Annotated in this window: 28 protein-coding genes; 16 read left to right on the forward strand and 12 right to left on the reverse strand. The window is 57.7% G+C overall.

The genetic code is table 11. From position 1 onward, the window contains the following. Positions 1–3: 3 nt before the first annotated feature. Complete coding sequence (gene livK / locus ACQG0S_RS20980) at positions 4–1,113, reverse strand: high-affinity branched-chain amino acid ABC transporter substrate-binding protein LivK (RefSeq protein WP_023307130.1); 1,110 nt, start codon at positions 1,111–1,113, stop codon at positions 4–6. Positions 1,114–1,537: 424 nt separating this feature from the next. Between livK and panM the strand changes: the two genes are divergently transcribed. Continuing rightward, positions 1,538–1,921, forward strand: coding sequence for an aspartate 1-decarboxylase autocleavage activator PanM (panM, locus tag ACQG0S_RS20985; protein WP_022649664.1), 384 nt, complete (start codon positions 1,538–1,540; stop codon positions 1,919–1,921). A 208-nt stretch (positions 1,922–2,129) separates the two neighbouring features. Here panM and livJ read toward each other — a convergent pair whose 3' ends face one another. From livJ to ftsY, 6 genes are all read right to left on the reverse strand, one after another. Further along, the gene (gene livJ / locus ACQG0S_RS20990) at positions 2,130–3,230 is read right to left on the reverse strand and encodes a branched chain amino acid ABC transporter substrate-binding protein LivJ (protein ID WP_015571474.1); all 1,101 of its coding nucleotides are present in this window, start codon (positions 3,228–3,230) and stop codon (positions 2,130–2,132) included. 197 nt (positions 3,231–3,427) lie between these two features. After that, positions 3,428–4,693 (reverse strand): 4-aminobutyrate--2-oxoglutarate transaminase, encoded by a 1,266-nt coding sequence (locus tag ACQG0S_RS20995; protein ID WP_032626831.1) that lies wholly within the window; start codon positions 4,691–4,693, stop codon positions 3,428–3,430. Positions 4,694–4,829: 136 nt separating this feature from the next. Beyond that, the gene (gene rpoH / locus ACQG0S_RS21000) at positions 4,830–5,687 is read right to left on the reverse strand and encodes an RNA polymerase sigma factor RpoH (RefSeq protein ID WP_000159624.1); all 858 of its coding nucleotides are present in this window, start codon (positions 5,685–5,687) and stop codon (positions 4,830–4,832) included. A 250-nt stretch (positions 5,688–5,937) separates the two neighbouring features. Continuing rightward, entirely contained in the window at positions 5,938–6,993 is a 1,056-nt protein-coding gene (ftsX, locus tag ACQG0S_RS21005; RefSeq protein ID WP_022649667.1) for a permease-like cell division protein FtsX, read from the reverse strand. Continuing rightward, positions 6,986–7,651: a cell division ATP-binding protein FtsE gene (gene ftsE, locus ACQG0S_RS21010; RefSeq protein ID WP_006812284.1), complete on the reverse strand. Its 666-nt coding sequence runs from the start codon at positions 7,649–7,651 to the stop codon at positions 6,986–6,988. The genes ftsX and ftsE overlap by 8 nt, the downstream gene beginning before the upstream one ends. Positions 7,652–7,653: 2 nt before the next feature. After that, positions 7,654–9,114 carry a signal recognition particle-docking protein FtsY gene (gene ftsY / locus ACQG0S_RS21015; protein WP_023298805.1) on the reverse strand — a complete coding sequence of 487 codons (1,461 nt, stop codon included), beginning with the start codon at positions 9,112–9,114 and terminating at the stop codon, positions 7,654–7,656. Positions 9,115–9,240: 126 nt separating this feature from the next. Between ftsY and rsmD the strand changes: the two genes are divergently transcribed. Together rsmD and ACQG0S_RS21025 are read left to right on the forward strand one after the other, a co-directional pair. Further along, positions 9,241–9,843, forward strand: a complete 603-nt coding sequence (gene rsmD, locus ACQG0S_RS21020) for a 16S rRNA (guanine(966)-N(2))-methyltransferase (RefSeq protein ID WP_022649669.1) — start codon at positions 9,241–9,243, stop codon at positions 9,841–9,843. After that, entirely contained in the window at positions 9,827–10,108 is a 282-nt protein-coding gene (locus ACQG0S_RS21025) for a DUF1145 family protein (RefSeq protein WP_022649670.1), read from the forward strand. Before rsmD ends, ACQG0S_RS21025 begins: the two co-directional genes overlap by 17 nt. A gap of 97 nt (positions 10,109–10,205) precedes the next feature. Here the strand turns inward: ACQG0S_RS21025 and ACQG0S_RS21030 are convergent, their stop codons facing one another. Then, entirely contained in the window at positions 10,206–10,565 is a 360-nt protein-coding gene (locus tag ACQG0S_RS21030; protein ID WP_022649671.1) for a DUF2500 domain-containing protein, read from the reverse strand. Between the two features lie 129 nt (positions 10,566–10,694). Here ACQG0S_RS21030 and ACQG0S_RS21035 point away from each other — a divergent pair, with 129 nt between their 5' ends. Then, positions 10,695–11,321, forward strand: coding sequence for a lysoplasmalogenase (locus ACQG0S_RS21035; RefSeq protein WP_022649672.1), 627 nt, complete (start codon positions 10,695–10,697; stop codon positions 11,319–11,321). Between the two features lie 76 nt (positions 11,322–11,397). Beyond that, a complete protein-coding gene (gene zntA / locus ACQG0S_RS21040) occupies positions 11,398–13,569 on the forward strand; it encodes a Zn(II)/Cd(II)/Pb(II) translocating P-type ATPase ZntA (protein ID WP_169440813.1) in 2,172 nt (723 codons plus the stop codon). A gap of 89 nt (positions 13,570–13,658) precedes the next feature. On the opposite strand, the gene ACQG0S_RS21045 is transcribed toward zntA, so the two are convergent. The 4 genes from ACQG0S_RS21045 to tusA form a co-directional block, all read right to left on the reverse strand. Then, positions 13,659–14,945, reverse strand: a complete 1,287-nt coding sequence (locus ACQG0S_RS21045) for a TRAP transporter large permease (RefSeq protein ID WP_022649674.1) — start codon at positions 14,943–14,945, stop codon at positions 13,659–13,661. 10 nt (positions 14,946–14,955) lie between these two features. Further along, on the reverse strand, positions 14,956–15,465 hold the full coding sequence (locus ACQG0S_RS21050) for a TRAP transporter small permease (protein ID WP_048966283.1): 510 nt from the start codon (positions 15,463–15,465) through the stop codon (positions 14,956–14,958). Between the two features lie 12 nt (positions 15,466–15,477). After that, positions 15,478–16,449 (reverse strand): TRAP transporter substrate-binding protein, encoded by a 972-nt coding sequence (locus ACQG0S_RS21055; RefSeq protein WP_058677291.1) that lies wholly within the window; start codon positions 16,447–16,449, stop codon positions 15,478–15,480. Between the two features lie 234 nt (positions 16,450–16,683). Then, positions 16,684–16,926: a sulfurtransferase TusA gene (tusA, locus tag ACQG0S_RS21060; RefSeq protein WP_000130627.1), complete on the reverse strand. Its 243-nt coding sequence runs from the start codon at positions 16,924–16,926 to the stop codon at positions 16,684–16,686. 169 nt (positions 16,927–17,095) lie between these two features. Here tusA and ACQG0S_RS21065 point away from each other — a divergent pair, with 169 nt between their 5' ends. The 11 genes from ACQG0S_RS21065 (at position 17,096) to ACQG0S_RS21115 (ending at position 25,666) form a co-directional block, all read left to right on the forward strand. Then, positions 17,096–17,761, forward strand: a complete 666-nt coding sequence (locus ACQG0S_RS21065) for a 7-cyano-7-deazaguanine/7-aminomethyl-7-deazaguanine transporter (RefSeq protein WP_022649676.1) — start codon at positions 17,096–17,098, stop codon at positions 17,759–17,761. A 72-nt stretch (positions 17,762–17,833) separates the two neighbouring features. Continuing rightward, positions 17,834–18,391 (forward strand): DcrB family lipoprotein, encoded by a 558-nt coding sequence (locus tag ACQG0S_RS21070; RefSeq protein ID WP_022649677.1) that lies wholly within the window; start codon positions 17,834–17,836, stop codon positions 18,389–18,391. A 135-nt stretch (positions 18,392–18,526) separates the two neighbouring features. After that, positions 18,527–19,576 (forward strand): AI-2E family transporter, encoded by a 1,050-nt coding sequence (locus ACQG0S_RS21075; RefSeq protein ID WP_003861270.1) that lies wholly within the window; start codon positions 18,527–18,529, stop codon positions 19,574–19,576. Between the two features lie 125 nt (positions 19,577–19,701). After that, positions 19,702–20,424 (forward strand): beta-ketoacyl synthase chain length factor, encoded by a 723-nt coding sequence (locus ACQG0S_RS21080; RefSeq protein WP_048966281.1) that lies wholly within the window; start codon positions 19,702–19,704, stop codon positions 20,422–20,424. Then, positions 20,421–21,236 (forward strand): lysophospholipid acyltransferase family protein, encoded by an 816-nt coding sequence (locus ACQG0S_RS21085; protein ID WP_048966280.1) that lies wholly within the window; start codon positions 20,421–20,423, stop codon positions 21,234–21,236. Before ACQG0S_RS21080 ends, ACQG0S_RS21085 begins: the two co-directional genes overlap by 4 nt. Then, complete coding sequence (locus tag ACQG0S_RS21090) at positions 21,217–21,474, forward strand: phosphopantetheine-binding protein (RefSeq protein WP_003861263.1); 258 nt, start codon at positions 21,217–21,219, stop codon at positions 21,472–21,474. Before ACQG0S_RS21085 ends, ACQG0S_RS21090 begins: the two co-directional genes overlap by 20 nt. An 11-nt stretch (positions 21,475–21,485) precedes the next feature. Continuing rightward, positions 21,486–21,737: an acyl carrier protein gene (locus tag ACQG0S_RS21095; RefSeq protein ID WP_022649680.1), complete on the forward strand. Its 252-nt coding sequence runs from the start codon at positions 21,486–21,488 to the stop codon at positions 21,735–21,737. Continuing rightward, positions 21,709–22,308 carry a hypothetical protein gene (locus ACQG0S_RS21100; RefSeq protein ID WP_045622193.1) on the forward strand — a complete coding sequence of 200 codons (600 nt, stop codon included), beginning with the start codon at positions 21,709–21,711 and terminating at the stop codon, positions 22,306–22,308. Before ACQG0S_RS21095 ends, ACQG0S_RS21100 begins: the two co-directional genes overlap by 29 nt. Beyond that, positions 22,301–23,647: an AMP-binding protein gene (locus tag ACQG0S_RS21105; RefSeq protein WP_048966279.1), complete on the forward strand. Its 1,347-nt coding sequence runs from the start codon at positions 22,301–22,303 to the stop codon at positions 23,645–23,647. The genes ACQG0S_RS21100 and ACQG0S_RS21105 overlap by 8 nt, the downstream gene beginning before the upstream one ends. Beyond that, positions 23,634–23,984: a (3R)-hydroxymyristoyl-ACP dehydratase gene (locus ACQG0S_RS21110; RefSeq protein WP_022649683.1), complete on the forward strand. Its 351-nt coding sequence runs from the start codon at positions 23,634–23,636 to the stop codon at positions 23,982–23,984. The genes ACQG0S_RS21105 and ACQG0S_RS21110 overlap by 14 nt, the downstream gene beginning before the upstream one ends. Then, positions 23,975–25,666: a glycosyltransferase family 2 protein gene (locus tag ACQG0S_RS21115; RefSeq protein ID WP_045622195.1), complete on the forward strand. Its 1,692-nt coding sequence runs from the start codon at positions 23,975–23,977 to the stop codon at positions 25,664–25,666. Before ACQG0S_RS21110 ends, ACQG0S_RS21115 begins: the two co-directional genes overlap by 10 nt. Position 25,667: the final 1 nt, after the last annotated feature.

Genomic DNA, 25,667 nt, shown 5'->3' on the forward strand with positions numbered 1-25,667 from the left:
TTATTATCTGGCGACCGAGGACGAACCGTCGGCGTGCCACTTAAAGACACCAAATTCAAATCCCTTCAGATCGCCTTTCTCATCCCAGTTCAGCGGCCCAATCACGGTGTTCGCCCCGTGTGCTTTTAAATCTTTCACCAGATCCAGCGGCTCTTTGCTGCCGGTGCGATCCATGGCCGTGGCCAGCGACTGCACGGCCGCGTAGGTGATCCAGACGTATGGGCCACTCGGATCTTTCTTCTGTGCCTTGAGCGCATCCACGATAGCTTTATTCGCCGGATCCTGGTCATAGCGTTTTGGCATCGTCACCAGCATGCCTTCGGCAGAATCGCCCGCGATGTTCGACAGGGAGGCATTACCGACGCCCTCAGGCCCCATAAACTGGGTTTTCAGACCGGTGGCGCGCGCCTGGCGCAACATCTGCCCCATTTCCGGGTAGTAGCCGCCGTAGTAAACGAAGTCGATATTCTCTTTTTGCAGGCGGGCGATCAGCGCGGAGAAGTCTTTCTCACCGGCGGTAATGCCGTCGAAGAAGACGATATTCGCCCCGCCTTTTTTCAGGCCGTCCTGTACGGAGCGCGCCAGGCCTTCACCGTACTGCTGTTTGTCATGAATGATGGCAATGCGCTGTGGCTTAACGGTTTCGAGGATGTATTTGGCGGCGGTTGGCCCCTGCGAGGAGTCCAGACCGGCGGTACGCATAATGTGCTGGTAACCGCGCTGGGTCAGTTCCGGGTTGGTGGCGCCCGGGGTGATCATCAGGATGCCTTCGTCTTCGTAGATATCAGACGCAGGCTGCGTGGAGGAGGAACACAGGTGCCCGATGACGTACTGGATACCGTCGTTAACGATTTTGTTGGCGACCGCGACGGCCTGTTTTGGATCGCAGGCGTCGTCATACTCCACGCCCACCAGCTTGTCGCCTTTGATGCCGCCTTTAGCATTGATATCTTTGATGGCCTGACGCGCGCCGTTGAACTCCATATCGCCCCACTGGGCAACGGGGCCGGACATCGCACCCACTACCGCAACTTTAATGTCGTCTGCCATAGCGGCATGCGAGATCGACAGTGCGACCATCCCCGCGATTAACGTCTTCGCGTTCCTTTTCATCTCAGAATCCCCATTCGTGAAGTGATGTTTATATTTTGTTTTATTATGGTTAAAAAGCATTCTGTACTTTTAATGAACAACGCTATTTTTACCAGTGCCTTTAATGGTTTAGCGCAGGTTTTTAACAAAAACCAGACTAATATCTCTATTTTTCAGGCGATTAAGCAAAGATAATATTCTGAAATCAGACGGAGATAAACAAATAAAAGCGCAGTTTGCAGCATAAAATAACGGTACAAAGCGCCGAATAAATCACTACCATTCAGGTTAAAATTCTGCTTATTTTTCGATCCATGTGTTTTCAAACTGCCCATCGCGTTGCCAAAAAACTAATCACCTGGTAAATGGGAAGAAAAAGAGAAAGTGCCTGAGCAATTAAATTGAGTACACTGGCCGTACTCTTTTTGATTTGGACAAGCAGCTAATGAAACTGACTATCGTGCGTCTGGTGACCTTTAGCGACCAGGATCATATCGACCTGGGCAAGATCTGGCCGGAATATTCTTCTTCATCGCTGGCCGTCGATGAGAACCACCGCATCTATGCCGCGCGCTTTAACGAGCGCCTGCTGGCCGCCGTCCGCGTAACGCTGAGCGGCACGGAAGGGGCGCTGGACTCCCTGCGCGTGCGCGACGTGACCCGTCGTCGCGGGGTCGGGCAGTATTTGATTGAAGAGGTGATCCGCGAAAACCCGAGCGTGACCTCCTGGTGGATGGCCGACGTGGGCGTGGAGGATCGCGGCGTAATGGCGGCGTTTATGCAGGCGTTAGGGTTTACGGCGCAGGCGAACGGGTGGGAGAAGCGCTAAAAGAAAGCCGGGTGGCGGCTGCGCCTTACCCGGCCTACATTGTCTGCCGCATTATCTGCCGCATTTTCCCAGGCTGATTGTAGGCCCGGTAAGCGAAGCGCCACCGGGCAAAAGCGGGGCTCTGCGGCCTGATGCCCTCACCCCGGCCCTCTCCCACGGGGAGAGGGAGAAAACATTAAAAAAGGCAACTTATGTTGCCTTTTTGCTTTTATTTGGCGTCTGTCGCCGTGCCGTTGGCATGCCAGTCAAACACGCCGAACTCGAAGCCCTTCAGGTCGCCCTTCTCATCCCAGGACAGCGGCCCCATCACGGTTTCCACCGAGTTCGCTTTCAGCCAGGTGGCAATCTCCGCCGGATCGGCTGACTGGTTCAGGCCCGCTTGCAGAGACTGCAACGCTGCGTAAGTGGTCCAGACGAACGCACCGCTTGGATCCTGTTTCTTCGCCTTGATGGCATCTACAACAGGTTTGTTCGCAGGCACCTGGTCGTAGTTTTTCGGTTTGGTCACCAGCAGCCCTTCAGCAGACTCACCCGCGATGTTAGACAGGGAAACGTTCGCCACGCCTTCTGGCCCCATGAACTGTGTCTTCAGACCCGCCGCACGCGCCTGACGCAGGATCTGCCCCATTTCCGGGTGGTAGCCGCCGTAATAAACGAAATCGATATTCTCTTTCTTCAGACGCGCTACCAGAGTCGAGAAGTCTTTCTCACCGGCGGTGATACCGTCAAAGAACACCACGTTGGCGTTCGCTTTTTTCAGGTTATCCTGCACCGCACGGGCCAGGCCTTCGCCGTACTGCTGTTTGTCATGAACAATCGCGATGCGCTGCGGCTTCACTTTTTCCACGATGTATTTCGCGGCGGTTGGCCCCTGATCGGAGTCCAGACCGGTGGTACGCAGGATCAGCTTATAGCCGCGCGCGGTCAGCTCTGGTGCCGTCGCAGCCGGCGTGATCATCAGAATGCCTTCGTCTTCGTAGATGTCAGACGCGGGCTGGGTGGAAGAGGAGCACAGGTGACCGATAACGTATTTGATCCCGTCATTTACCACTTTGTTCGCCACCGCGACCGCCTGTTTCGGGTCACAGGCATCGTCATATTTTACGATTTGCAGCTTTTCGCCCTTGATGCCGCCCTTAGCATTAATGTCTGCAACCGCCTGTTCCGCGCCCGTAAATTCCTGGTCGCCGTACTGTGCTACCGGACCGGACATCGCGCCCACCACGGCCACTTTAATATCGGCCTGCGCCATAGTGCTGAATGCCAACGCGATACATCCTGCCAGTAACGCTTTACCCTTCATGTTCATCCTGAGATTCCCCATTATTATGGTTATAACGATTGTTGTGATGTTGTTGTGTAGCGCTTTATTTCAATTATAGGCGTGCTGTTCGCGCTTTTTCAGCATACTCTGCTAAAACATACCCCATTTTTATGATTTTGGAATAGCTAATTTGAAATGAAAATATGATAAGCCCGACCTTCATTTCAGCCGGGCTTTTGGCTTTATCGTGTCAGCGAGGCGGAAATAATATCCAGCGCTTTACGGAACTGCGCTTCGGGGATGGTGAGCGGGTAGAGGAAGCGGATAACGTTGCCGTAGACGCCGCAACTCAAAAGCAGCAGCCCTTCGTTCAACGCGCGTTCCTGAACCTGACGGGTAAATTCCGGCGACGGCTGTCCGGTTTGCGGATCGGTAAATTCCACCGCCACCATCGAGCCCTGCCCACGGATATCGGCGATCCAGGGACAGCCATCCTTCGCTTTATTCAGCACCTCGACAAGATGATGGCCGAGATGAGACGCGCGCGTGCAGAGATCTTCCTCGTCAATCACGTCCAGCACCGCATGGGCCGCCGCAATCGCCAGCGGGTTACCCGCGTAGGTGCCGCCCAGTCCGCCCGGAGCGGGCGCGTCCATCACCTCTGCCCGGCCAGAGACGGCAGAGAGCGGCATTCCGCCCGCCAGGCTTTTCGCCATGGTGATCAGATCGGGCTTCACGCAGTGGTTTTCCATGGAGAATAGCTTGCCGGTACGGGCGAAGCCGGTTTGCACTTCGTCGGCAATCAGTAAAATCCCGTGGGTATCGCACAGGGCACGCAGCGCCTGCATAAAATCAGCGGGTGCGACGTTGAACCCGCCCTCGCCCTGAACCGGTTCAATAATGATTGCCGCCACCTGATCGGGCGCGATATCGGCTTTGAAGATGCGCTCCAGGCTTTTTAACGCTTCGGCGGTACTGACGCCGTGCAGGTTGTTGGGGAATTGCGCGTGGTACACCGAGCCGGGGAACGGGCCGAAGCCGAGCTTATAGGGCGCCACTTTGCCGGTCAGCGCCATGGTCATAAAGGTACGGCCGTGGAACGCGCCGCCGAAGGTGATAAGGCCGGGACGTCTGGTGTACGCGCGGGCAATTTTCACCGCGTTTTCGACCGCTTCTGCACCGGTTGAGAAGAAGGCGGTTTTGGCTGGCCCCTCTATGGGTACGCGCTGGTTGATGCGCTCGGCAAGCGCCACATAACCTTCATAGGGGACGATCTGGTAAGCGGTATGGGTAAAGGCATGAAGCTGTTTTTCGATGGCGGCGATAACTTTAGGATGGCGATGCCCGGTATTCAGCACGGCGATCCCGGCGGCAAAATCAATATACTCGTTACCTTCTACATCCCACACCGTGGCGTTTTCGGCTTTATCGGCATAGAAGTTACACATGACGCCGATACCGCGCGGCGTCGCCTGTAAACGCCGGTCGTTCAGTTCGTTATTTTTCACCCTGTCACCCTCTGAAAGTCGCCTGCTTAGCGCATCAGTAAGTGTTTGCCAGGGGGAAGAAATTCGCCAGAGCGGGCGCTAAAAAAACAAAACCCCCAGACTCTCATCCAGGGGTTCTCGGTGTACTTCGAGGGAATTACGCTTCGATAGCGGCGCGAAGTTTTTTCATGGCGTTCTTCTCAAGCTGACGCACACGTTCAGCGGAGACGCCGTAGCGGTCGGCCAGTTCCTGCAACGTGGACTTGTTATCTTCGTCCAGCCAGCGGGCACGGATGATATCCTGGCTACGCTCGTCGAGGCCTTCCATCGCGAAGGTCAGCTTGTTTGCCGCCTGGTCTTCCCAGTTATCCTCTTCAATGCCGTCAGCAAAGTTAGAGGTTTTATCCTGCAGATACAGGACCGGGGCCATCGGCTGGCTGTCGGAGGCATCGTCGTCGGCAGACATATCAAACGTCATGTCCTGCGCGGCCATCCGGGATTCCATCTCGCGGACGTCTTTGCTGGAAACGCCCAGCTCGCGCGCCACCATTTCCACTTCATCCTGATTGAACCAGCCCAGACGCTGCTTGGTTTTACGCAGGTTGAAGAACAGTTTGCGCTGCGCTTTCGTCGTGGCGACTTTCACAATACGCCAGTTACGCAGGACGTATTCGTGAATTTCCGCTTTGATCCAGTGCACGGCGAAGGAGACGAGTCGCACACCCACTTCCGGGTTGAAGCGACGTACCGCCTTCATCAGGCCAATGTTACCTTCCTGAATCAGGTCCGCCTGCGGCAGGCCGTAGCCCGCATAATTACGAGCAACGTGAACAACAAAGCGCAGGTGAGACAGGATCAGCGTTTTAGCTGCTTCCAGATCGCCCTGGTAATGCAGCTTTTCAGCAAGCTCCTTTTCTTCCTCAGCCGTTAACATCGGCCAGGTGTTCGCAGCCCGGATGTAAGATTCCAGGTTACCAACAGGGGCTAAAGCTAAAGTTTGCATTTCTTTGGTCATTCATTCCTCTCAATGTTTCTTCTGGTCCAGGTTGTCCCCGTCAGGCAACAACCATGCCAAAGCGTTTGAGCAACGAGATTAGCATTCACTCTTTTATCAGACAGTGATTTTATCCACAAGTTCCAGGTGCAACAGTGAATAAATTACGCACAAAATGTGACATGAAGATGATTACAGGGGAAGAGACAACAGGGACGCTTTCCCTGCAAGCGAACATCTCGGTGCAGGGAAAGATTATATCACGCTTTTATTAGTCGGGAGTAAAGTGGCGTAAATGTTGAACCGTTGCCAGCCATGCCGCCACCCAGCCGATCATGGAGCAGACCAGCAGCAACAGCAGGCACTCATCGAACCCTAAGCCACTGATATCAAACTTCGTTCCGAAAACCTGCGCCACCTCAGTGACGGCAGACGACAGCCGCATCACCAAAATTTCTGACAAAATCAATGAAAGAAATGCACCAGAAAAACCTAATAACGCGCCGCCGTAGAGGAACGGGCGGAGGATGAAACCATCCGTTGCGCCAATCAGTTTCTGCACGTTGATGGTATCGCGACGGGCGAAGATGCTCAGGCGCACGCTGTTACCGATGACGAGGAACACCGCCGCCACCATCAGCACGCCGATCATCGCCGATACGCGCCCCACCAGCCCGGTCAGGGCGGCAAGACGGGCAAACCAGCTGTCGTCCATGCGCACTTCATCAATCCCATTGATGCGGGTAATGCGGTCGCGCAGGGTGTTGAGCGAATCGGTGCCCTGGAAATCGAGCTTCGGGATCACCACCGCCACGGCGGGCAGCGGGTTCTCTTCCAGCATATCCAGCGCGCCGCCGAACCCGGACCAGTTGCGGAATTCGCCCAGCGCTTCATCGCGGGAAAGATAGTTCACCTTCTCCACGCCTTGCTCGGCCTGAATCTGCCCCACTACCTGAGCCGCCGCGTTATCGTCGAGGGCTTTATCCAGATAAACGGTAATCTGCGGCGACGGATAGTACTGGGACGCCGCCTGGTTCACGTTTTTGTAAACCATGTAGCAGACGCTCGGCAGCGTCAGGGAGATGGCAATCACCATTACCGTCAGGAACGTCGCCAGCGGTTTGCTTTTTAGATCCTGCAACGCGCCCTGGAAGGCGTAGCGCACCTGTTCGTTGAAGACGTTGGTTTTACGGGAGTTCGGTTTCGGTGTCGCTTTGGCACGCTTAGGCGCATGGCGATTGCCGTCCCCGCCGCCCTGAGGCTTGCGGAAACGGTCAAACCGGTTGCTGAACTGCCGAATCTGGTTCATTGCATCACGCTTATTCACCGTGGCCTCCGTGCAAATGCCCGTCGCTCAGGGTCAGCATGCGGTACGAACGGCGTGAGATAAGCCCCATGTCGTGCGTCGCCATCAGTACCGTGACCCCCACGCGGTTAAATTCCTCAAACAGACGCAGGATCCCTTCAGAGAGGGCATCGTCCAGGTTACCGGTCGGTTCATCCGCCAGCAAGACGGCAGGCTTGTTCACCACCGCACGGGCGATGCCCACGCGCTGCTGCTCACCGCCGGAGAGCTGGATCGGGAAATTCTTCGCTTTGTCCAGCAGCCCGACCTTATCCAGCGCCGCCGAAACGCGTCGGCGGATATCATCGTAACTGGCGCCGGCAATAATCAGCGGGATCGCGACGTTATCGAAAACAGTGCGATCCATCAGCAGGTGGTGATCCTGGAAAATCATGCCAATCTGACGACGCAGGAACGGCACTTCACGGTTCTTAAGACGGCTAATTTCATGGCCGCTGAACCAGATTTTCCCGGCACTTGGCCGCTCGATCCCACAGATCAGCTTGAGCAGGGTACTTTTCCCCGCGCCGGAATGGCCGGTCAGGAATGCCATCTCGCCTGGCTGGAGGTGAAATGTTACCCCCTGCAGCGCTTGTCTCCCGCCGAGATAGGCCTTGCTGACGTGTTCAAAGCGAATCATTGTTAGTCCTCTCGGGCAAATAGTGCCTCAATAAAGTCGTCCGCTTTAAACGGACGTAAATCCTCAATACGCTCGCCCACACCGATATAACGGATAGGAATGCCGAACTGGTCGGCCACGGAGAAGATCACCCCGCCTTTCGCGGTGCCGTCCAGCTTGGTCAGCGTGATCCCGGTCAGTCCTACCGCTTCATTGAACAGCTTCGCCTGGCTGATGGCGTTCTGTCCGGTGCTGGCGTCGATAGTCAGCATAATTTCATGCGGTGCATCTTCGTCCAGCTTCTTCATGACGCGAACGATTTTCTTCAGCTCTTCCATCAGGTGCGATTTGTTCTGCAAACGCCCTGCGGTATCTGCAATCAGCACGTCCACATTACGCGACTTCGCCGCCTGGATGGCATCGAAAATCACGGACGCGGAATCCGCGCCGGTGTGCTGGGCAATGACCGGAATATTGTTGCGCTGGCCCCACACCTGGAGCTGTTCCACCGCTGCCGCACGGAAGGTATCGCCCGCCGCCAGCATCACCGATTTGCCCTGCTGCTCAAACTGGCGCGCCAGCTTGCCGATGGTGGTGGTTTTACCCACGCCGTTGACGCCAACCATCAGAATAACAAAGGGCATTTTGCCTTCAATATTAAGCGGTTCGTCAACTTTTGCGAGAATTTCACCCATCTCGTCTTTCAGCAGGCCGTACAGCGCCTCGGCGTCACGCAGCTGTTTGCGGTTCGCCCCTTCGGTCAGGTTGGCGATGATTTTCCGGGTGGTTTCCACGCCCACGTCCGCAATCAGCAGTTGCTCTTCCAGCTCCTCAAACAGATCGTCGTCGATCTTCTTGCCGCGGAACAGACTGATAAATCCGGAACCTAAGTTTTCTTTGGTTTTGAGCAGGCTGCGCTTCAGGCGCGCGAAGAAACCTTCTTTGGTCGGTTTTTCCTGCTCCTGAACGATCTCTTCTTCGGCCTGCTCTTCCACCGGCACGACGATGACCGCTTCTTCAGCCGCTTCCGCCGCCAGCGCCTGGGCCTCCAGCTCTTCGTCGGTCAGCTCTGGCTCAAGGGCCGCTTCTTCTTCCACTGCCTCAACAATTTCAACGGTTTCCGCTTCGGCCTGCCACTCTTCGGCAGAAACTTCTTCAGCTTTCACCTCTTCCGGCAGCGGCAGCGCTTCGTGTTCGATAGCGGCCTGCGGCGCTTCGGTAAGGGTTTCAACGATAACCGGCTCTGGTTTTTCGCTCTCCTGAACCTGTTCGGTAACCTCAACCACCTCTTCGGCAAAGGATTCAATCTCTTCTTTGCTGTGGGCTGGCTCTTCCGCTTCGACAACCGCAGCGGTTTCGACAGGCGTTTCAGGCTGTGACTGCTCTTCTACAACCTGCTGTTCTTCGGTTTTCTGTTCTGTTTCTTGCTCTTTTTCACCGAAACCCAACCAGGAAAAGAAGCCACGTTTTTTTTGTTTTGCCATCTGCGACTACACTCCTCGCGGCGCTATATACAGGGAAGCTAAAAAAATGATGAAATAGTCTAACACTTTACTTAATTGACATCACCGCCCGCAATCGCAGGGCATTGTTAACAGAGCTTTCCTGAGATGAAGAAACCCACCCGCGCCCCGGCCGGTCAAATTCGCATTATCGGCGGTCAGTGGCGAGGCCGGAAATTACCGGTGCCGGACAGCCCCGGTTTACGCCCTACCACGGACCGCGTTCGCGAGACGCTGTTTAACTGGCTCGCCCCGTCAATGGTAGACGCCCATTGCCTGGACTGCTTCGCCGGAAGCGGTGCATTAGGGCTGGAAGCGCTGTCGCGCTATGCTGCGAGCGCCACGCTGCTGGAGATGGAGCGCGGCGTCGCGCAGACGTTGCAGCAAAATTTGGCTACGCTGAAAGCAACCAACGCCAAAGTGGTGAATACCAACACGCTGAGCTTCCTCGCGCAACAGGGGACGCCGTTCAACGTAGTGTTTGTTGACCCGCCGTTCCGTAAAGGGCTGCTGGAAGAGACATTATCGTTGCTGGAAAAAAATGGCTGGCTGGCAGACGACGCGCTGATTTACGTTGAAAGCGAAGTGGAAAATGGTCTGCCGCCCGTTCCCGTTCACTGGGATCTGCACCGCGAGAAGGTCGCCGGCCAGGTGGCTTATCGTCTGTATCACCGTCAGGCACAAGGAGGATCCGATGCCAGTACTGATTAACGTAGGGCGCTTGCTGATGCTGGGCGTCTGGGCTTTTTTGATTTTGAATCTGGTGCACCCGTTCCCGCGTCCGCTGAATATCTTCATTAACGTGGCGCTGATTTTCACCGCGTTTATGCATGCCTTGCAGATGGTGATGCTGAAAAACGGACTGCCGAAAGATAGCCCACCGATGACCGGCTGGCAGCAGCTACGGGTGTTTATTTTCGGCGTATTTGAGCTGCTGGTGTGGATGAAGAAGTTTAAGGCGCAGGTGAAGAAGTAAGGTGCGGCCTGATGCCCTCACCCTAACCCTCTCCCACAGGGAGAGGGGACGCTTACACCCTCTCCCCTTCGGGGAGTGGGCCGGGGTGAGGGGAAAATTACTGCTCCGGTTCAAACCCTTCAAACCGCGACCCTTTGTAGCTCAGCGTGCCTTTCTCCCCCACCGTCAGCTGGTGGTACTGCTGCGCCTCCAGTCGGAAGGTCATCTCCAGCCCGCCGGTTTCCGGCTTAAAGCTCGCTTCATAGCGCATCGTTGTGCCCGCAGGCGTCACCTGCTGCTGGCGGGATCGGCGGTCATTAAGCGGTTTCTCGCGCTTGTTCGTCACCACCACGCGCTTTTGCATCAGCGGCGCGGCATCGTTGTCGGCCTTCTCACGGCGCTGCTGCACGAAGCGAAACGAGGCGGCAATGACGATAATCGCCAGCACGACAATAAAAAACAGTGGCATCTTGCTCATTGAAAAATCCCATCAGATTATGCGGAATTCAGGATACCTCGCCTGCCCCGGCATTGCCAAACGCCCGCTCGCGTCACTACACTGGATCAGAAACTGATCATTCAGCCTCAACAGTTACAGGGAGTTAATATGCTTTGGTCATTTATCGCTGTCTGTTTTTCCGCATGGCTTTACGTCGATGCGTCTTACCGTGGCCCAGCCTGGCAGCGCTGGTTGTTTAAACCCGTCACGCTATTGCTCCTGCTGTTGCTTGCCTGGCAGGCACCGATGTTTAACGCCATCAGCTATCTTGTCCTCGCGGGGCTTTGTGCGTCCCTGATTGGCGATGCCTTAACCCTGCTGCCGCGCCAGCGTCTGCTGTACGCCGTGGGGGCATTCTTCCTGTCGCATCTGCTCTATACCATCTACTTTGCCAGCCAGATGACGCTCTCCATCTTCTGGCCGCTGCCGCTGGTGCTGCTGGTGATTGGCGCCCTGCTGATCGCGGTGATCTGGTCGCGTCTGGAAGAGATGCGTCTGCCGGTGTGTACGTTTATCGCCATGACGCTGGTGATGGTGTGGCTGGCGGGCGAGCTGTGGTTCTTCCGTCCGACAGCGCCTGCGATGTCCGCGTTCTTCGGTGCCGCACTGTTGCTGTTGGGTAACATCGTCTGGTTGGGCAGCCACTATCGCCGCCGCTTCCGTGCGGATAATGCGATTTCTGCCGCCTGTTACTTTGCCGGACACTTCCTGATTGTGCGTTCGCTGTATATCTAAATAACGCTTGACTCTGGAGTCGACTCCAGAGTGTATGCTGCGGTTAATGAGAAAATTATCATTACCGGAGACTGCCATGTCGACTCCAGAAATACCTAAAAAAGCTCCCAAATTCTCGGCACTTAAGCTCAGCCCGGTTCCGCCAAAAGAGGACTGCTGCTGCGAGGGCGCATGCGAAACGCAAACTCAAACGCTGCCTGAAAGCGGCAATCACTACAGCTGGGTCGTCAACGGCATGGACTGCGCGGCCTGCGCCCGCAAAGTGGAAAACGCGGTGAAGCAGGTGCCGGGTGTGAACCACGTTCAGGTGCTGTTCGCCACTGAAAAGCTGCTGGTCAGCGCCGAAAACGACGTCAGCAGACAGGTTGAAGCCGCCGTCAGCAAAGCGGGTTATACCCTGCGCAGCGAAACGGCGCCCGCAGAAAAAACGTCTCCGCTAAAAGAAAATCTGCCCCTTATCACCCTCATCATCATGATGGCCCTGAGCTGGGGGCTGGAGCAGATCAACCACCCGTTCGGCAACCTGGCGTTTATCGCCACCACGCTGGTTGGCCTGTTCCCGATTGCCCGTCAGGCGCTGCGTCTGATGAGAAGCGGCAGCTGGTTTGCCATCGAAACGCTGATGAGCGTGGCGGCTATCGGGGCGCTGTTTATTGGCGCGACGGCGGAAGCGGCGATGGTGCTGCTGCTGTTCTTAATTGGCGAACGCCTTGAGGGCTGGGCGGCGAGCCGGGCGCGTAAAGGGGTGAGCGCGCTGATGGCGCTAAAGCCGGAAACCGCCACGCGGGTTATTGATGGTCAGCGTGAAACGGTCGCCATCAACACCCTGCGCCCGGGTGACGTGATTGAAGTGCCCGCAGGCGGACGTCTGCCAGCCGATGGGGCCCTCGTTACCGCCACCGCAAGTTTTGACGAAAGTGCCCTGACCGGGGAATCCATCCCGGTTGCGCGCGCGGTGGGTGAAAAGGTGCCTGCGGGCGCCACCAGCGTCGACCGACTGGTGCAGTTGACGGTCCTTTCCGAACCGGGCGACAGCGCCATCGACCGCATCCTCAGGCTGATTGAAGAGGCCGAGGAGCGCCGCGCGCCGGTAGAACGCTTTATCGATCGCTTCAGCCGGATTTACACCCCCGCCATCATGCTGGTGGCGCTGCTGGTCACCGTCGTCCCGCCGCTGTTCTTCGGCGCACCGTGGGAGGGCTGGATTTACAAAGGGCTGACGCTGCTGCTGATCGGCTGTCCGTGTGCGCTGGTGATCTCCACCCCGGCGGCGATTACCTCCGGGCTGGCGGCGGCGGCACGTCGCGGGGCGCTGATTAAGGGCGGCGCGGCGCTGGAGCAACTGAGCCAGGTCCAGCACATCGCCTTCGATAAAACCGGCACGCTGACCGTCGGCAAGCCGCAGGTGACCGGCGTGTATCCGCAGGACATCAGTGAAGACGCCCTGCTGACGCTGGCCGCTGCCGTGGAGCAGGGCTCCACCCACCCTCTGGCGCAGGCGATTGTACGTGAAGCGAAGGGGCGCGGGCTGAACATCCCTCCGGCAACGGCCCAGCGAGCGCTGGTCGGGTCAGGGATTGAGGCTGTGGTCGAAGGCAAAAAAGTGCTGATCGCCGCGGCGGACGCGCGCTCTACTCCACAGGTTGAGGCGCTGGAGCAGACCGGGCAGACGGTCATTACCGTGATGCAGGACGGTGTGCCGATGGGCATGCTGGCGCTGCGCGACACCCTGCGTGACGATGCGAAAGAGGCCGTCGACGCACTGCACAGGCTGGGAGTACAGGGCGTGATCCTGACCGGCGATAATCCGCGCGCGGCGGCGGCGATTGCCGGCGAGCTGGGGCTGGAGTTTAAGGCCGGATTGTTGCCTGCGGATAAAGTCAGCGCGGTAACCGAGCTGAACAGCAACGCCCCGCTGGCGATGGTCGGGGACGGAATAAATGATGCCCCGGCAATGAAAGCTTCCAGCATCGGCATTGCGATGGGCAGCGGCACCGACGTGGCACTGGAGACCGCCGACGCGGCGCTGACGCACAACCGCCTGACCGGGCTGGCGCAGATGATAGAACTTGCGCGGGCGACGCGCGCCAATATTCGGCAGAACATCGGCATTGCGCTGGGTCTGAAGGGGATTTTCCTGATCACCACGCTGCTCGGCATGACCGGACTGTGGCTGGCGGTACTGGCGGATACGGGGGCGACGGTGCTGGTTACGGCGAACGCGTTGCGGCTGTTGCGTCAAAGGTAAAAGTGAAACGGCAACCGGGTTGCCGTTTCTCGTGTTTGCCCCCTCTCCCCGCGGGAGAGGGCCGGGGTGAGGGCATCAGGCCGCACGCGTCACTGCATTCCTAACAGCCCCGGCAACCACAATGAAATCGCCGGAATGTACGTCACCATCCCCAGCACGACCAGCAACATACCGTAAAACGGCAGCATCGCCCGCACCACGTGTTCGATCTTCTGCTTACTCACCGCGCTCGCCACGAACAGCACCGACCCGACCGGCGGCGTGATCAGCCCAATCCCCAGGTTAACCATCATGATCATCCCAAAATGCACCGGGTCGATACCCAGTGCATTGGTCACCGGCAGCAGCACCGGTGTCAGGATCAGGATGATAGGCGCCATGTCCATCAGCGTGCCAATCAGCAGCAGCATGATGTTGAGGTACATGAGGATCACGTACTTGTTATCGGAGAGCGATGTGAAGAATTCGGTGATGCGCATCGGCAGTTGCATGTAGGTCATCACCGCCCCAAACGCCGCGGCAAAGCCGATTAAAATCATCACGATGGTGACGGTTTTCACCGTGCGGCACATCAGCTTCGGCAGTTCGCTCCACTTGTAGTCGCGGTAGATAAACATGGTGACGAAGAACGCCCACAGGCAGGCCACGGCGGCAGATTCGGTGGCGGTAAAAATCCCGGACAAGATCCCGCCGAGGATAATCACCACCGTCATCAGCCCCCACAGGGCATCGAGCATAATTTTCAGCGCCTGCCTGAACGGGATTTTGTCCCCCTTCGGGTAGCCGCGCTTGCGGGCGAAGCACAGGCAGAGCACCATCAGGCTCACCCCCAGCAGCAGGCCCGGCAGCACGCCCGCGATAAACAGCGTGGCGATGGAGACCGTTCCCCCCGCCGCCAGGGAGTAAATCACCGAGTTGTGGCTGGGCGGGATCAGAATCGCCTGCACCGACCCGCTGGCCGTCACCGCCGCCGCGTATTCGCGCGGATAACCCTTCTTCTCCATCTCCGGGATCATCACGCTGCCGATAGACGCCGTATCCGCCACCGACGAGCCGGAAATCGCGCCGAAGAACGTCGAGGCGACAATGTTCACCAGCGACAGCCCACCGCGGATAAAGCCGACGAACACGTAGGCGAAATTCACCAGCCGTCGGGCAATGCCCCCTTCCGCCATGATCGCCCCGGCAAGAATGAAGAACGGGATTGCCAGCAGGGTAAATTTATTGACCCCGCTGGTGATCTGGATCATCAGCGCCTCCAGCGGCAGGTCAATCCACAGCGCGCCCGCCACGGCGCTTAAGCCGACGGCGAAGGCCACCGGCATCCCCAGCGCCAGCAAAATGGCGAGGGTGAATAACAAAACAAAAGCATCCATTGTTCACCCCTTAACTGTGATTGCCGATCAGCACGACCGGACGGTTTTCCTGCGAGCCAAACAGCAGGCGTTCAAGCACAAACAGGATCAAAATGGCCGACCCGACAGGCAGAGGCAGATAGCTTTCGCCGGAGGTCAGGAGCGGAAACTCCGCCACCGGCTGCTCCCACAGCTCGACGCACAGCCAGTAGCTGTACCAGCACATCAGGCCAGAAATCAGCAGCATCAGCAGATCCACTACCCGCGCGCACAGCCTTTGCAGCGACGCGGGCAGGCGGTCGGTAAGCATGTTGACCGCGATATGCGACCCGGCGCGGTAGCTTACCGCCGCGCCGATGAAGGTAAACGTCACCATGCAGATAATGGCGATCGGTTCCGGCCAGGATTCGCCGCGATTGAGCACGTAGCGTGAGAAGATGCCGATGGGGATGACAATCGTCATCACCAGTAGCGAGAGACCCGCCACCACCATGGCGAGCAGGTACAGACGATCCATCCACTTCAGGTAGAGTTCGGACATACGTACTCCGGCTTACTGAACGTCAGCGATGGCTTTCATCAGATCCTGATGCTTATCGCCATACTGCGCGCGCACCGGCTCTGTCGCCTTGATAAACACCGTTTTATCGATGTCGTGGAACTGCACGCCGCCGGCCTTCATTTTCGCCAGCGCCTGGTCGTTATACGCATTCCACAGCTTGCGCTGCTCGAACTGCGCTTCGCGGGCCAGCGTCAGGATCTTTTGCTGTTCGTCAGCGCTGAGCTTGTCCCATTTCACTTTGGAGTAGAGCAGCATTTCCGGAGTGATAAAGTGGCCGCTCAGCGTGTAGTTTTTGGCGATCGGCATGTAGTTGTGGGCGATAAAGGTTGGCGGGTTGTTCTCCGCGCCATCGATCACCCCGGTCTGCATGCCGCTGTAAACCTCGCTGACGCCCATCGCCACCGAGTTCGCCCCCATCGCTTTCAGCGTGGCCAGCGCCACCGGGCTACCCTGAACGCGGATCTTCTTCCCTTTCAGGTCTTCCGGTTTAACGATCGGCTCTTTGGTGATCAGGTTGCGGGTGCCGGAATCCATCCAGCCGAGGAAGACCAGGCGCGATTTCGGGTTGGCGGTCAGCTTGTCGCCAATCTGCTTGCCGATATCCCCGTCGATCACCTTGTGCATGTGGTCTTCATCGCGGAATACGTAGGGCAGCGTAAACACTTCGATATCCGGCAGGATGGCGGCAACCGGCGCCATAGAGACGCGGATCATGTCTATCGCCCCCATCTGCGCCTGCTCAATCATCTGCTTTTCATCCCCCAGCACGCCGCCGGGGAAGACCTTAATCTCCAGCTTGCCATCGGTTTGTTGTTTGAGTTTTTCACCCATCTGCTGAACCGCCACCACGTTCGGGTAGCCTTCAGGATGCACATCGGCGGCTTTGATGGTCTGGGCAGAAACGGTGCAGGCAAAAGCAGACAGGCACAGAGCAGCCAGTAACGGCTTGAGGGTCGTTTTCATTGAGTCAACTCCAGGGTAGTGAAATAAGCGTTAAAACGATGTTTTAGTTTTTGACGTTTAAAAATTAGACTACGGCTGGAAAAAGGAGGGTGAAGCGCCTCACAAAAAGCGCGAAATTTTGAAACGATGGTTCGAAATTGTGATGAGTACTTGTCGGGTGGCGGCTGCGCCTTACCCGACCTACTACACCCGTAGGCCCGTGCAAGCGAAGCGCCGCCGGGCGTCAGGCCGCACTTACCCCTTACGAATCAAATACCGGTACGGCAAGGTCTCGGTTTGCTGCGCCACCAGCTCATGTTCCATAAAGGTACAAAAGCCGGGGATATCACGGGTGGTAGCCGGGTCATCGGCGACGATCAGCAGCGTTTCGCCGCTCTGCATGTTACGGACGGTCTTACGCACCATCATTACCGGCTCCGGGCAACGGAGGCCCTGAGCATCAAGCGTGTGGTCTGGGCTGGAAAACAGGTCGGTCATGTTCTTCTCGTTCAGGTAAAAACGGCTGTAGTTTACGCCCCGCTATCGCCAATGCAAACCAGGTTAACGATTGCGTGAAAATTAGCCATTGCAAAGTGTCGTTAAAGCAGTATCATGCGGCGGCTTTATTGGGTTCCCTCACCCCAAATATTAATCAAAAAGGTACAATATGAACTCCTTTACACAATCGCAACGCGTCAAGGCGTTGTTCTGGCTTTCGCTATTTCATCTGCTGGTGATCATCTCCAGTAACTATCTGGTACAGCTCCCCATCTCCATTTTTGGTTTCCATACCACCTGGGGCGCGTTCAGTTTCCCGTTTATTTTCCTTGCGACGGATTTAACCGTGCGTATTTTTGGCGCACCGCTGGCGCGGCGGATTATTTTTGCGGTGATGATCCCGGCACTGTTTGTCTCCTACGCCATCTCCTCGCTGTTTTACATGGGAAGCTGGCAGGGCTTCGAAGCGCTGACGCACTTCAACCTGTTCGTCGCGCGTATTGCCGCCGCCAGCTTTATGGCCTATGCCCTGGGGCAGATCCTCGATGTCCACGTGTTTAACCGCCTGCGTCAGAACCATCGCTGGTGGATGGCACCAACGGCTTCCACGCTGTTCGGTAACGTGAGCGATACGCTGGCCTTCTTCTTCATTGCCTTCTGGCGCAGCCCGGACGCCTTCATGGCAGAACACTGGATGGAAATCGCTCTGGTGGACTACGCCTTTAAGGTGCTTATCAGCCTGGTCTTCTTCCTGCCGATGTACGGCGTGCTGTTGAATATGCTGCTGAAAAGACTGGCAGATAAATCTGAAATCTCCGCATTGCAGGCAGGTTAAGGGTTCGCTTTATCAGTTGTGATAAGATGAACGAATGAGCCGCTATGGCCGTTTATCGAAAGGAAGAAGTCAATGCGCAATCTGGTTAAATATGTCGGGATTGGCCTGCTGGTTGTTGGCCTTGCAGCCTGTGATAACAGCGACACCAAAACGCCTGCTCAGGGCGCGTCAGCAGAAAGCAACGCCACCGGTCAGCCGGTGAGCCTGATGGATGGCAAACTCAGTTTCTCTCTGCCCGCGGACATGACCGATCAGAGCGGTAAGCTGGGCACCCAGGCGAACAACATGCACGTCTACTCCGATGCCACCGGGCAAAAAGCAGTCATTGTGATTGTCGGTGACGATACCAGCGAAGATCTGGGTGTGCTGTCCAAACGTCTGGAAGATCAGCAGCGCAGCCGCGACCCGCAGCTTCAGGTGGTGACCAATAAGTCTATCGAGCTGAAAGGCCACACGCTGCAACAGCTGGACAGCATCATCTCCGCCAAAGGCCAGACCGCTTACTCCTCCGTGGTTCTCGGCAAGGTAGATAATAAACTGCTGACCATGCAGATCACTCTGCCTGCAGATAATCAGCAAAAAGCGCAGGCAACCGCTGAAAACATCATTAACACCCTCGTGATCCAGTAATCGTTCACCGGGATGACGTGGCCTCCGTCGCTTGCGCCGGGGGCCATTTTTTTTCCATGACTTTAAGACTAACGCTCCAGACGAAGCGAATCCGGCGCACTACAATTAGCAAGCCCCCCGGAAAAAGGAATTCTTATGACTGCCAGCCCGCCCGACAAAGCCGGACTTCATATTTTATTAAAACTCGCCTGCCTGGTGGTTATCCTTGCGGGTATCCATGCGGCGGCGGATATCATTGTTCAGCTTCTGCTGGCGCTGTTTTTCGCCATCGTCCTCAACCCGCTGGTGACGTGGTTTTTACGCCGGGGCATCAGCCGCCCGGTCGCGATTACCATTGTGGTGATGGTGATGCTGGTTGTCCTGACGGCGCTGTTCGGCGTGCTCGCCGCCTCGCTGAGCGAATTTTCCACCATGCTGCCGCAGTACAATAAAGAGCTGACGCGCAAGCTGGTCGATCTCCAGCGCATGTTGCCGTTCGTGAATCTGCATATCTCACCGGAACGGATGCTGCGCCGGATGGATTCCGAGAAGGTGATGACCTACGCCACCACGTTGATGACCGGGCTTTCCGGGGCAATGGCCAGCATTCTGCTGCTGGTGATGACGGTGGTGTTTATGCTGTTCGAAGTGCGCCACGTGCCGTATAAGCTGCGTTTTGCCCTGAACAATCCGCAGATCCACATTGCCGGCTTGCATCGCGCGCTGAAGGGTGTGTCCAAATATCTGGCGCTGAAAACGCTGTTAAGCCTGTGGACCGGCGTGATCGTCTGGCTGGGGCTGGTGCTGCTGGACGTGCAGTTCGCGCTGATGTGGGGCGTGCTGGCGTTTTTACTGAACTACGTGCCCAATATCGGCGCGGTGCTTTCTGCCGTTCCGCCGATGATTCAGGCGTTCCTGTTTAACGGTTTTTATGAGTGCATGCTGGTAGGAGCGCTGTTCCTCGTCGTGCATATGGTGCTGGGCAATATTCTCGAACCGCGCATGATGGGTCACCGTCTGGGCATGTCGACGATGGTGGTGTTTTTATCGTTACTGATCTGGGGATGGCTGCTGGGACCGGTGGGCATGCTGCTCTCCGTGCCGCTCACCAGCGTCTGTAAAATCTGGATGGAAACCACGAAAGGAGGCAGTAAACTCGCCATTCTGCTGGGTCCGGGTCGGCCAAAAAGCCGTTTGCCGGGATAACCGGGTGGAAAGGGTTAAAAGTGACGTTTATTCGCCAGCGCGACGACAACATTGTACGATGTGCGCAGCAAATCGCGCTGGCGAAGAAAAAGTCACAGAAACAGGTTTATCGCGGACGCGCGTAGATGAAATTTACACTTACCCTTATCGACTGGCAGGCAAGAGCGCCAGGACTCAGCGATGCCGACGAATGGCAGGCATGGTCACGCCGGTCTGACGCCATCGATCCTGATGCACCGCTGGCGAAACTGACCGATCTGCCGATGATGACCGCCCGCCGCCTGAATTCAGGCAGCAAGCTGGCCGTCGATCTTGGCCTGATGATGCTGCGCAAACACCGCATCGACGCCGTCGTCTACAGCAGCCGTCACGGGGAGCTGGAACGCAATTTTCGTATTCTCCAGGCCCTGGCGGCAGATCAGCCCGTTTCCCCCACCGATTTTGCCATGTCGGTACACAACTCGGCGGTCGGCAATCTCACTATCGCCGCGCGTCAGCCTGTTGTCTCTTCGTCGGTTTCCGCCGGTATGGATACCTTCCAGCAGAGCTTATGCGAGGTGCTGAGCCTGCTGCATGCGGGCTACTCACGCGTGTTGCTGGTAGATTTCGACGGTCGGCTGCCGGAGTTTTATCACGCCGGGCTGCCGCCGCAGATGCCCGTCTGGCCCTACGCGCTGGCGCTGGTAATTGAGGCCGGAAATACGCTCAGCTGTGAAACGCACGCCAACCGCAGGCCTGAAGAGCCCGCGCTGCCGCAAAGCCTGCAGTTCCTGCGCCATTACCTGCGGGACGAGCGCCAGTTTACCCTGCCGGGCGAGCGCCTGCTGTGGCAATGGACGCGCCAATGAGAGGGTTACGTTCCCGCCTCGATCGGGTATGGCGCATGCTGATGACCGGATTGTGCTTCGCCCTGTTCGGCCTCGGCGGGCTGACGCTGTCGCTGGTGTGGTTTAACCTGCTGCTGATTTTCCAGCGTGACCGCACCCAACGTCGCCGCCTGGCACGCCGCACTATTTCTGCCAGTTTCCGCCTGTTCCTCGCGGTGGTACGCGGTGTAGGGGTACTGGATTACCGTTTCAACAACCTGGACGTTTTGCGCGCCGAGCGGGGCTGTCTGGTGATTGCGAACCATCCCTCGCTGCTGGACTACGTTCTGCTGGCGTCGGTGATGAATGAAACCGACTGTCTGGTGAAAAGCGCGTTGCTGCGTAACCCGTTCGTCAGCGGCGTGATCCGCGCGGCGGACTATCTGATTAACAGCGAAGCCGACACGCTGCTTGCCGCAAGCCAGCAGCGTCTGGCCCAGGGCGACACCCTGCTTATCTTCCCTGAAGGCACCCGCACCCGGGTGGGAGAAGCCATGACCCTGCAACGTGGGGCGGCGAATATCGCCGTTCGCTGCAACAGCGCCGTGCGCGTGGTGGTGATCCACTGTAGCGAACGGATGCTGGATAAACAGAGCAGCTGGTATAACGTGCCCCCCAACAAACCTGTTTTCACCGTGGATGTTCGCGAACGCATCAACATTCATGATTTTTATGATGCGAGTCAGCACGAACCCGCGCTGGCGGCAAGGCAGTTAAACCGGCATATGCAGCATCAGTTAACAACCGGTCTTCAATCTTTGTCAGGAACGAAAGATGCAAGCGCTCTATCTTGAAATTAAGAATCTCATTATCTCTACGCTGAATCTGGAAGAACTTACCCCAGAGGATATTGATACAGACGCCGCGCTCTTTGGCGACGGCCTCGGTCTGGACTCAATCGACGCCCTTGAGCTGGGGCTGGCGGTAAAAAATCAGTACGGCGTAGTGCTTTCTGCCGAAAGTGACGAGATGCGTCAGCACTTCTATTCCGTTGCCACGCTCGCGGCTTTTATTCATCAACAACGCGCCTGAGAATGACCGCTATGACAGAACAACAAACGATTTATCAGGAAGTCTCTGCGCTTCTTATTACGCTGTTTGAAGTCGCCCCGGAGGATATTACCCCTGAGGCACGGCTTTACGAGGATCTGGATCTCGACAGCATTGATGCCGTCGATATGGTAGTGCACCTGCAAAAGAAGACGGGCCATAAAATCAAGCCCGAAACCTTCAAAGCGGTGCGCACGGTGCAGGACGTCGTGGACGTTGTGGAACAGCTTCAGCGCGACGCGTAACGTGCGTTCGATTCCAGTTCTTCCCGCCCTGACGGGGCTGATGCTGCTGGCATGGCCGTTTTTGATCGGCTTCGGGCTGGCGAATAATAGCCTGCACGGGATACTGCCCGTGATGGCGCTGGTGCTGCTGTTACGCGTCTGCCAGGCCCGTCGGCAGGGCGGTCCCCTGCGTTATCTTTTCGTGAGCGTGGCGCTGGCTGGCATAGCGCTTTGCGCGGCGAGTTACGTCCTGCACGCGCACCAGTGGGTGCTGTTTTATCCGGTGGTGGTGAATCTGGTGATGCTGGTGGTGTTTGGTGGTTCGCTGTGGACGGCAATGCCTGTCGTTGAACGGCTGGCGCGCCTGCGTGAACCGGATCTCTCCCCCGTCGGGGTACGTTACACGCGCCGGGTTACCCAGGTCTGGTGCGGCTTTTTTATTATTAACGGGGCGATCGCGCTGTTTACCGTATTACACGCCGATATCCGTCTGTGGACGCTGTGGAACGGGATGATTGCCTATCTCCTGATGGGCACGCTGATGGCCGGCGAGTGGCTGGTGCGACAACGGGTGATGAAAAACGATGCTTAACCCTCTCCCGCTTAGCCAGTGGCTCAGTGCCCCCCGCCCTGACGACACCCCTGTCGCCTGGCAGGACAACCATCTCTGGACGCTTGGCGATCTGCGCCACGATGTCACTCAGCTGGTCGACACGCTGCGTGATGAAGAAGGCGAGCGCTGGGCGCTGTGCATCGAAAACGGCTATCTGTTTATTGTCGCGCTGCTGGCGACGCTGCATGCGGATAAAACGCCGGTCCTCCCCGGGCACAGCCGGGCGGCACAGCTTAACGAACAGCGGGCGCTGTTCAGCGGCGTCCTGAGCGACACCACGCTCGATTTTCAGGGGCGACAGCTGCGGGTGGCTTCCGTTCAGCGGGCAGGCCATCCCTTTTCACCGCTGCCTGCCATCGATGAGATGCGCACGATCGAGCTTTACACCTCCGGCTCGACCGGCACGCCGCAGCGGGTGAGTAAGCCGGTGGTCAGCCTGGATCGTGAGGCTCGTCTGCTGGCGGAACTTTTTGGCGATCGTCTGGCAGGCTGCCACGTCGTCGCTTCCGTGGTGCTGCACCATCTGTATGGCCTGACGTTTCGTGTCGTCTTACCCATGGCGCTCGGCCTGCCGCTGCACGCCAGCCTGCTCAACTATGCCGAGCAGCTCTCTGCCCTTCCCGACGATAAACGCTATCTTTTCATCAGCAGTCCGGCGTTTCTCAAGCGGCTGGACGCGTCGCTGACGCCGCCCCCCGTCAACCTGCTCTTCTCCGCTGGCGGCGCGCTGCCCTGGCAGGAGGTCGCCGCGGTTCAGGCCTGGCTCAACGTCTGGCCGGATGAAATATACGGCAGCACAGAAACGGGGGTTATGGCCTGGCGCTACCGTCAGGAGGAAAGCATCCGCTGGCAGCCTTTCCCCGGCGTGACGTTTCACGGCGATCGCGTGACGTCGCCGCTGATCCCCGAGGCGGAGGGGGTCCTGCTGGATGATATCCTGCACTTCACGGCTGACGGGCAGTTCAGCCTCGTCGGGCGCCGCGGTCGGGTGGTCAAAATTGAAGATAAGCGCATTTCGCTCGATGACATTGAGCGCCGCCTGCTGGCGCTGGACGGCATCCGCGAAGCCGCCGCGCTGACGGTGACGCGCGGCGGGCGTCAGGGTATTGGCGTATTGCTGGTGCTGAATGAAGCGGTGCGTCAGCAACACGAACAGAGCAAAAAAGCGCAGGAGCTCGCCTGGCGTCGCGCCCTTCGCCCCTGGCTTGAACCGGTTGCCGTGCCGCGCTACTGGCGGATCGTTGATGAAATTCCGGTCAACAGCATGAACAAGCGCGTAACTGCCCAGCTACAGGAGTTGTTTCATGAAAATCCCTGAAATCGAACGCCGCGAGCCTGGCCCCGGGTATCTGGAGATAACCCTTTATCTTGATCCTGACCTGCTCTGGTTTAAGGGACATTTCGCCGTACAGCCGCTGCTGCCGGGCGTAGCCCAGCTCGACCGGGTGATGCATTACGCTGCCGCGCTGGCGCCGGGCTACCGTTTTCACAGTATTCAGAACGTAAAGTTCGCCGCCCCGCTGTTGCCGGAGAACACGGTCACGCTGCTCCTTGCCTGGCAGCCCGAACGCCAGATGCTGACCTTTAGCTACCAGCGCCATGCGGGTAACGAGCGCCACACCGCCAGCAGCGGGAAGATTCGCTTATGTCAGTAACCTTCCGTCCCTGCGTGCTGATCCCGTGCTACAACCACGGGGCGATGATGGCTTCGGTGCTGGCGCGCCTGGCGCCTTTCGATCTGCCCTGTCTGGTGGTGGACGACGGCAGCGATGAAACCACGCGCCGCACGCTTGAAGCGCTGGCGGCGGATCGTCCGCAGGTCACGCTGCTGCGCCTCGCCGAAAACAGCGGCAAAGGCGCGGCGGTGATGCAGGGGCTGAAAGCCTGTGCCGATCGCGGCTTCACCCACGCCGTTCAGGTGGACGCTGACGGCCAGCACGCTATTGAAGACATCCCCAAACTGCTGGCGCTGGCCGAACGCCATCCCGATGCGCTCATTTCCGGTCAGCCCGTTTATGATGACTCGATCCCCCGTTCGCGCCTGTACGGGCGCTGGATAACACACGTCTGGGTCTGGATTGAAACCCTCTCCCTGCAACTAAAAGACAGCATGTGCGGGTTTCGCGTTTACCCGATAGCGCCGGTAATGCGCCTGGCGGCGGGCACGCCGCTCGGCAGGCGGATGGATTTTGATACTGAAGTGATGGTGCGCCTCTACTGGCAGGGCAACATTAGCTATTTTCTGCCCACCCGCGTGACCTATCCGCCGGATGGGGTATCCCATTTCGATGCCCTGAAAGACAACGTGCGCATCTCGTTGATGCATACCCGTCTGTTTCTCGGCATGCTGCCGCGCATTCCTTCCCTGCTGATGCGTCGCCGCTCGCAGCACTGGGCGCAGCAGCAGGAGGTGAAAGGATTATGGGGCATGCGCCTGATGCTGCGCGTCTGGCAGTTGCTGGGGCGAAAGGCGTTTACCATCCTGCTGTGGCCGGTTACGGCCGTCTACTGGCTGACCGCCCGCGCTGCGCGTCAGGCGTCGCAGCAGTGGCTGACGCGGGTTAAAACGGTGATGGCACAGCGGCAAATGCCGCAACCCGTACGGCTTAACAGTTTTTCCCACTTCCTGCGCTTCGGTCATGCCATGCTGAACAAAGTGGCCAGCTGGCGCGGCGAAATGAAGCTTCATCGCGATCTGGTCTTTGCGCCAGGCGCGCAGGAGGCGCTGGGTCTTGACGATCCTCAGGGCAAACTGCTGCTCGCGTCGCATCTTGGCGATGTGGAAGCCTGCCGGGCGCTGGCCCAGCGCGAAGGGGCGAAAACCATCAACGCGCTGGTCTTTAGCGACAATGCTCAGCGTTTTAAACAGGTGATGGAGGAGATGGCGCCGCAAGCGGGCATTCACCTGATGCCGGTCACCGACATTGGCCCGGAGACCGCCATCCTCATTAAAGAGAAGCTGGATCGCGGCGAATGGGTGGCGATCGTGGGCGATCGCATCGCCGTCACCCCGCAGCGCGGCGGCAGCTGGCGGGTGATATGGAGCGAATTTATGGGCCAGCCCGCGCCGTTCCCGCAGGGACCGTTTATCCTGGCGTCCCTATTGCGCTGCCCGGTGGTGCTGATTTTTGCCCTCTGCCAGCAGGGAAAGCTGACCCTGCACTGCGAGCCGTTTGCCGACCCGCTGCTGCTGCCGCGCGGCGAACGCCAGCAGGCGCTACAGCAGACCGTCGATCGCTATGCGCAGCGGCTGGAGCATTACGCGCTCTTGTCGCCGCTCGACTGGTTTAATTTTTTCGATTTCTGGCAGCTGCCAGAGGTCAACGAGAAGGAGTAAA

Origin of the sequence: Enterobacter cloacae complex sp. 418I7, from assembly GCF_050030705.1 — a bacterium.
GTDB classification, from domain to species: Bacteria; Pseudomonadota; Gammaproteobacteria; order Enterobacterales; family Enterobacteriaceae; genus Enterobacter; species Enterobacter intestinihominis.

Bases quoted from the DNA above. Each gene is read 5' to 3' on its own strand.
- livK (WP_023307130.1), bottom strand. From the start codon at position 1,113: ATGAAAAGGAACGCGAAGACGTTAATCGCGGGGATGGTCGCACTGTCG.
- panM (WP_022649664.1), top strand. From the start codon at position 1,538: ATGAAACTGACTATCGTGCGTCTGGTGACCTTTAGCGACCAGGATCAT.
- livJ (WP_015571474.1), bottom strand. From the start codon at position 3,230: ATGAACATGAAGGGTAAAGCGTTACTGGCAGGATGTATCGCGTTGGCA.
- rpoH (WP_000159624.1), bottom strand. From the start codon at position 5,687: ATGACCAAAGAAATGCAAACTTTAGCTTTAGCCCCTGTTGGTAACCTG.
- ftsE (WP_006812284.1), bottom strand. From the start codon at position 7,651: ATGATTCGCTTTGAACACGTCAGCAAGGCCTATCTCGGCGGGAGACAA.
- ftsY (WP_023298805.1), bottom strand. From the start codon at position 9,114: ATGGCAAAACAAAAAAAACGTGGCTTCTTTTCCTGGTTGGGTTTCGGT.
- rsmD (WP_022649669.1), top strand. From the start codon at position 9,241: ATGAAGAAACCCACCCGCGCCCCGGCCGGTCAAATTCGCATTATCGGC.
- ACQG0S_RS21025 (WP_022649670.1), top strand. From the start codon at position 9,827: ATGCCAGTACTGATTAACGTAGGGCGCTTGCTGATGCTGGGCGTCTGG.
- ACQG0S_RS21030 (WP_022649671.1), bottom strand. From the start codon at position 10,565: ATGAGCAAGATGCCACTGTTTTTTATTGTCGTGCTGGCGATTATCGTC.
- ACQG0S_RS21035 (WP_022649672.1), top strand. From the start codon at position 10,695: ATGCTTTGGTCATTTATCGCTGTCTGTTTTTCCGCATGGCTTTACGTC.
- zntA (WP_169440813.1), top strand. From the start codon at position 11,398: ATGTCGACTCCAGAAATACCTAAAAAAGCTCCCAAATTCTCGGCACTT.
- ACQG0S_RS21045 (WP_022649674.1), bottom strand. From the start codon at position 14,945: ATGGATGCTTTTGTTTTGTTATTCACCCTCGCCATTTTGCTGGCGCTG.
- ACQG0S_RS21050 (WP_048966283.1), bottom strand. From the start codon at position 15,465: ATGTCCGAACTCTACCTGAAGTGGATGGATCGTCTGTACCTGCTCGCC.
- ACQG0S_RS21055 (WP_058677291.1), bottom strand. From the start codon at position 16,449: ATGAAAACGACCCTCAAGCCGTTACTGGCTGCTCTGTGCCTGTCTGCT.
- tusA (WP_000130627.1), bottom strand. From the start codon at position 16,926: ATGACCGACCTGTTTTCCAGCCCAGACCACACGCTTGATGCTCAGGGC.
- ACQG0S_RS21065 (WP_022649676.1), top strand. From the start codon at position 17,096: ATGAACTCCTTTACACAATCGCAACGCGTCAAGGCGTTGTTCTGGCTT.
- ACQG0S_RS21070 (WP_022649677.1), top strand. From the start codon at position 17,834: ATGCGCAATCTGGTTAAATATGTCGGGATTGGCCTGCTGGTTGTTGGC.
- ACQG0S_RS21075 (WP_003861270.1), top strand. From the start codon at position 18,527: ATGACTGCCAGCCCGCCCGACAAAGCCGGACTTCATATTTTATTAAAA.
- ACQG0S_RS21080 (WP_048966281.1), top strand. From the start codon at position 19,702: ATGAAATTTACACTTACCCTTATCGACTGGCAGGCAAGAGCGCCAGGA.
- ACQG0S_RS21085 (WP_048966280.1), top strand. From the start codon at position 20,421: ATGAGAGGGTTACGTTCCCGCCTCGATCGGGTATGGCGCATGCTGATG.
- ACQG0S_RS21090 (WP_003861263.1), top strand. From the start codon at position 21,217: ATGCAAGCGCTCTATCTTGAAATTAAGAATCTCATTATCTCTACGCTG.
- ACQG0S_RS21095 (WP_022649680.1), top strand. From the start codon at position 21,486: ATGACAGAACAACAAACGATTTATCAGGAAGTCTCTGCGCTTCTTATT.
- ACQG0S_RS21105 (WP_048966279.1), top strand. From the start codon at position 22,301: ATGCTTAACCCTCTCCCGCTTAGCCAGTGGCTCAGTGCCCCCCGCCCT.
- ACQG0S_RS21110 (WP_022649683.1), top strand. From the start codon at position 23,634: ATGAAAATCCCTGAAATCGAACGCCGCGAGCCTGGCCCCGGGTATCTG.
- ACQG0S_RS21115 (WP_045622195.1), top strand. From the start codon at position 23,975: ATGTCAGTAACCTTCCGTCCCTGCGTGCTGATCCCGTGCTACAACCAC.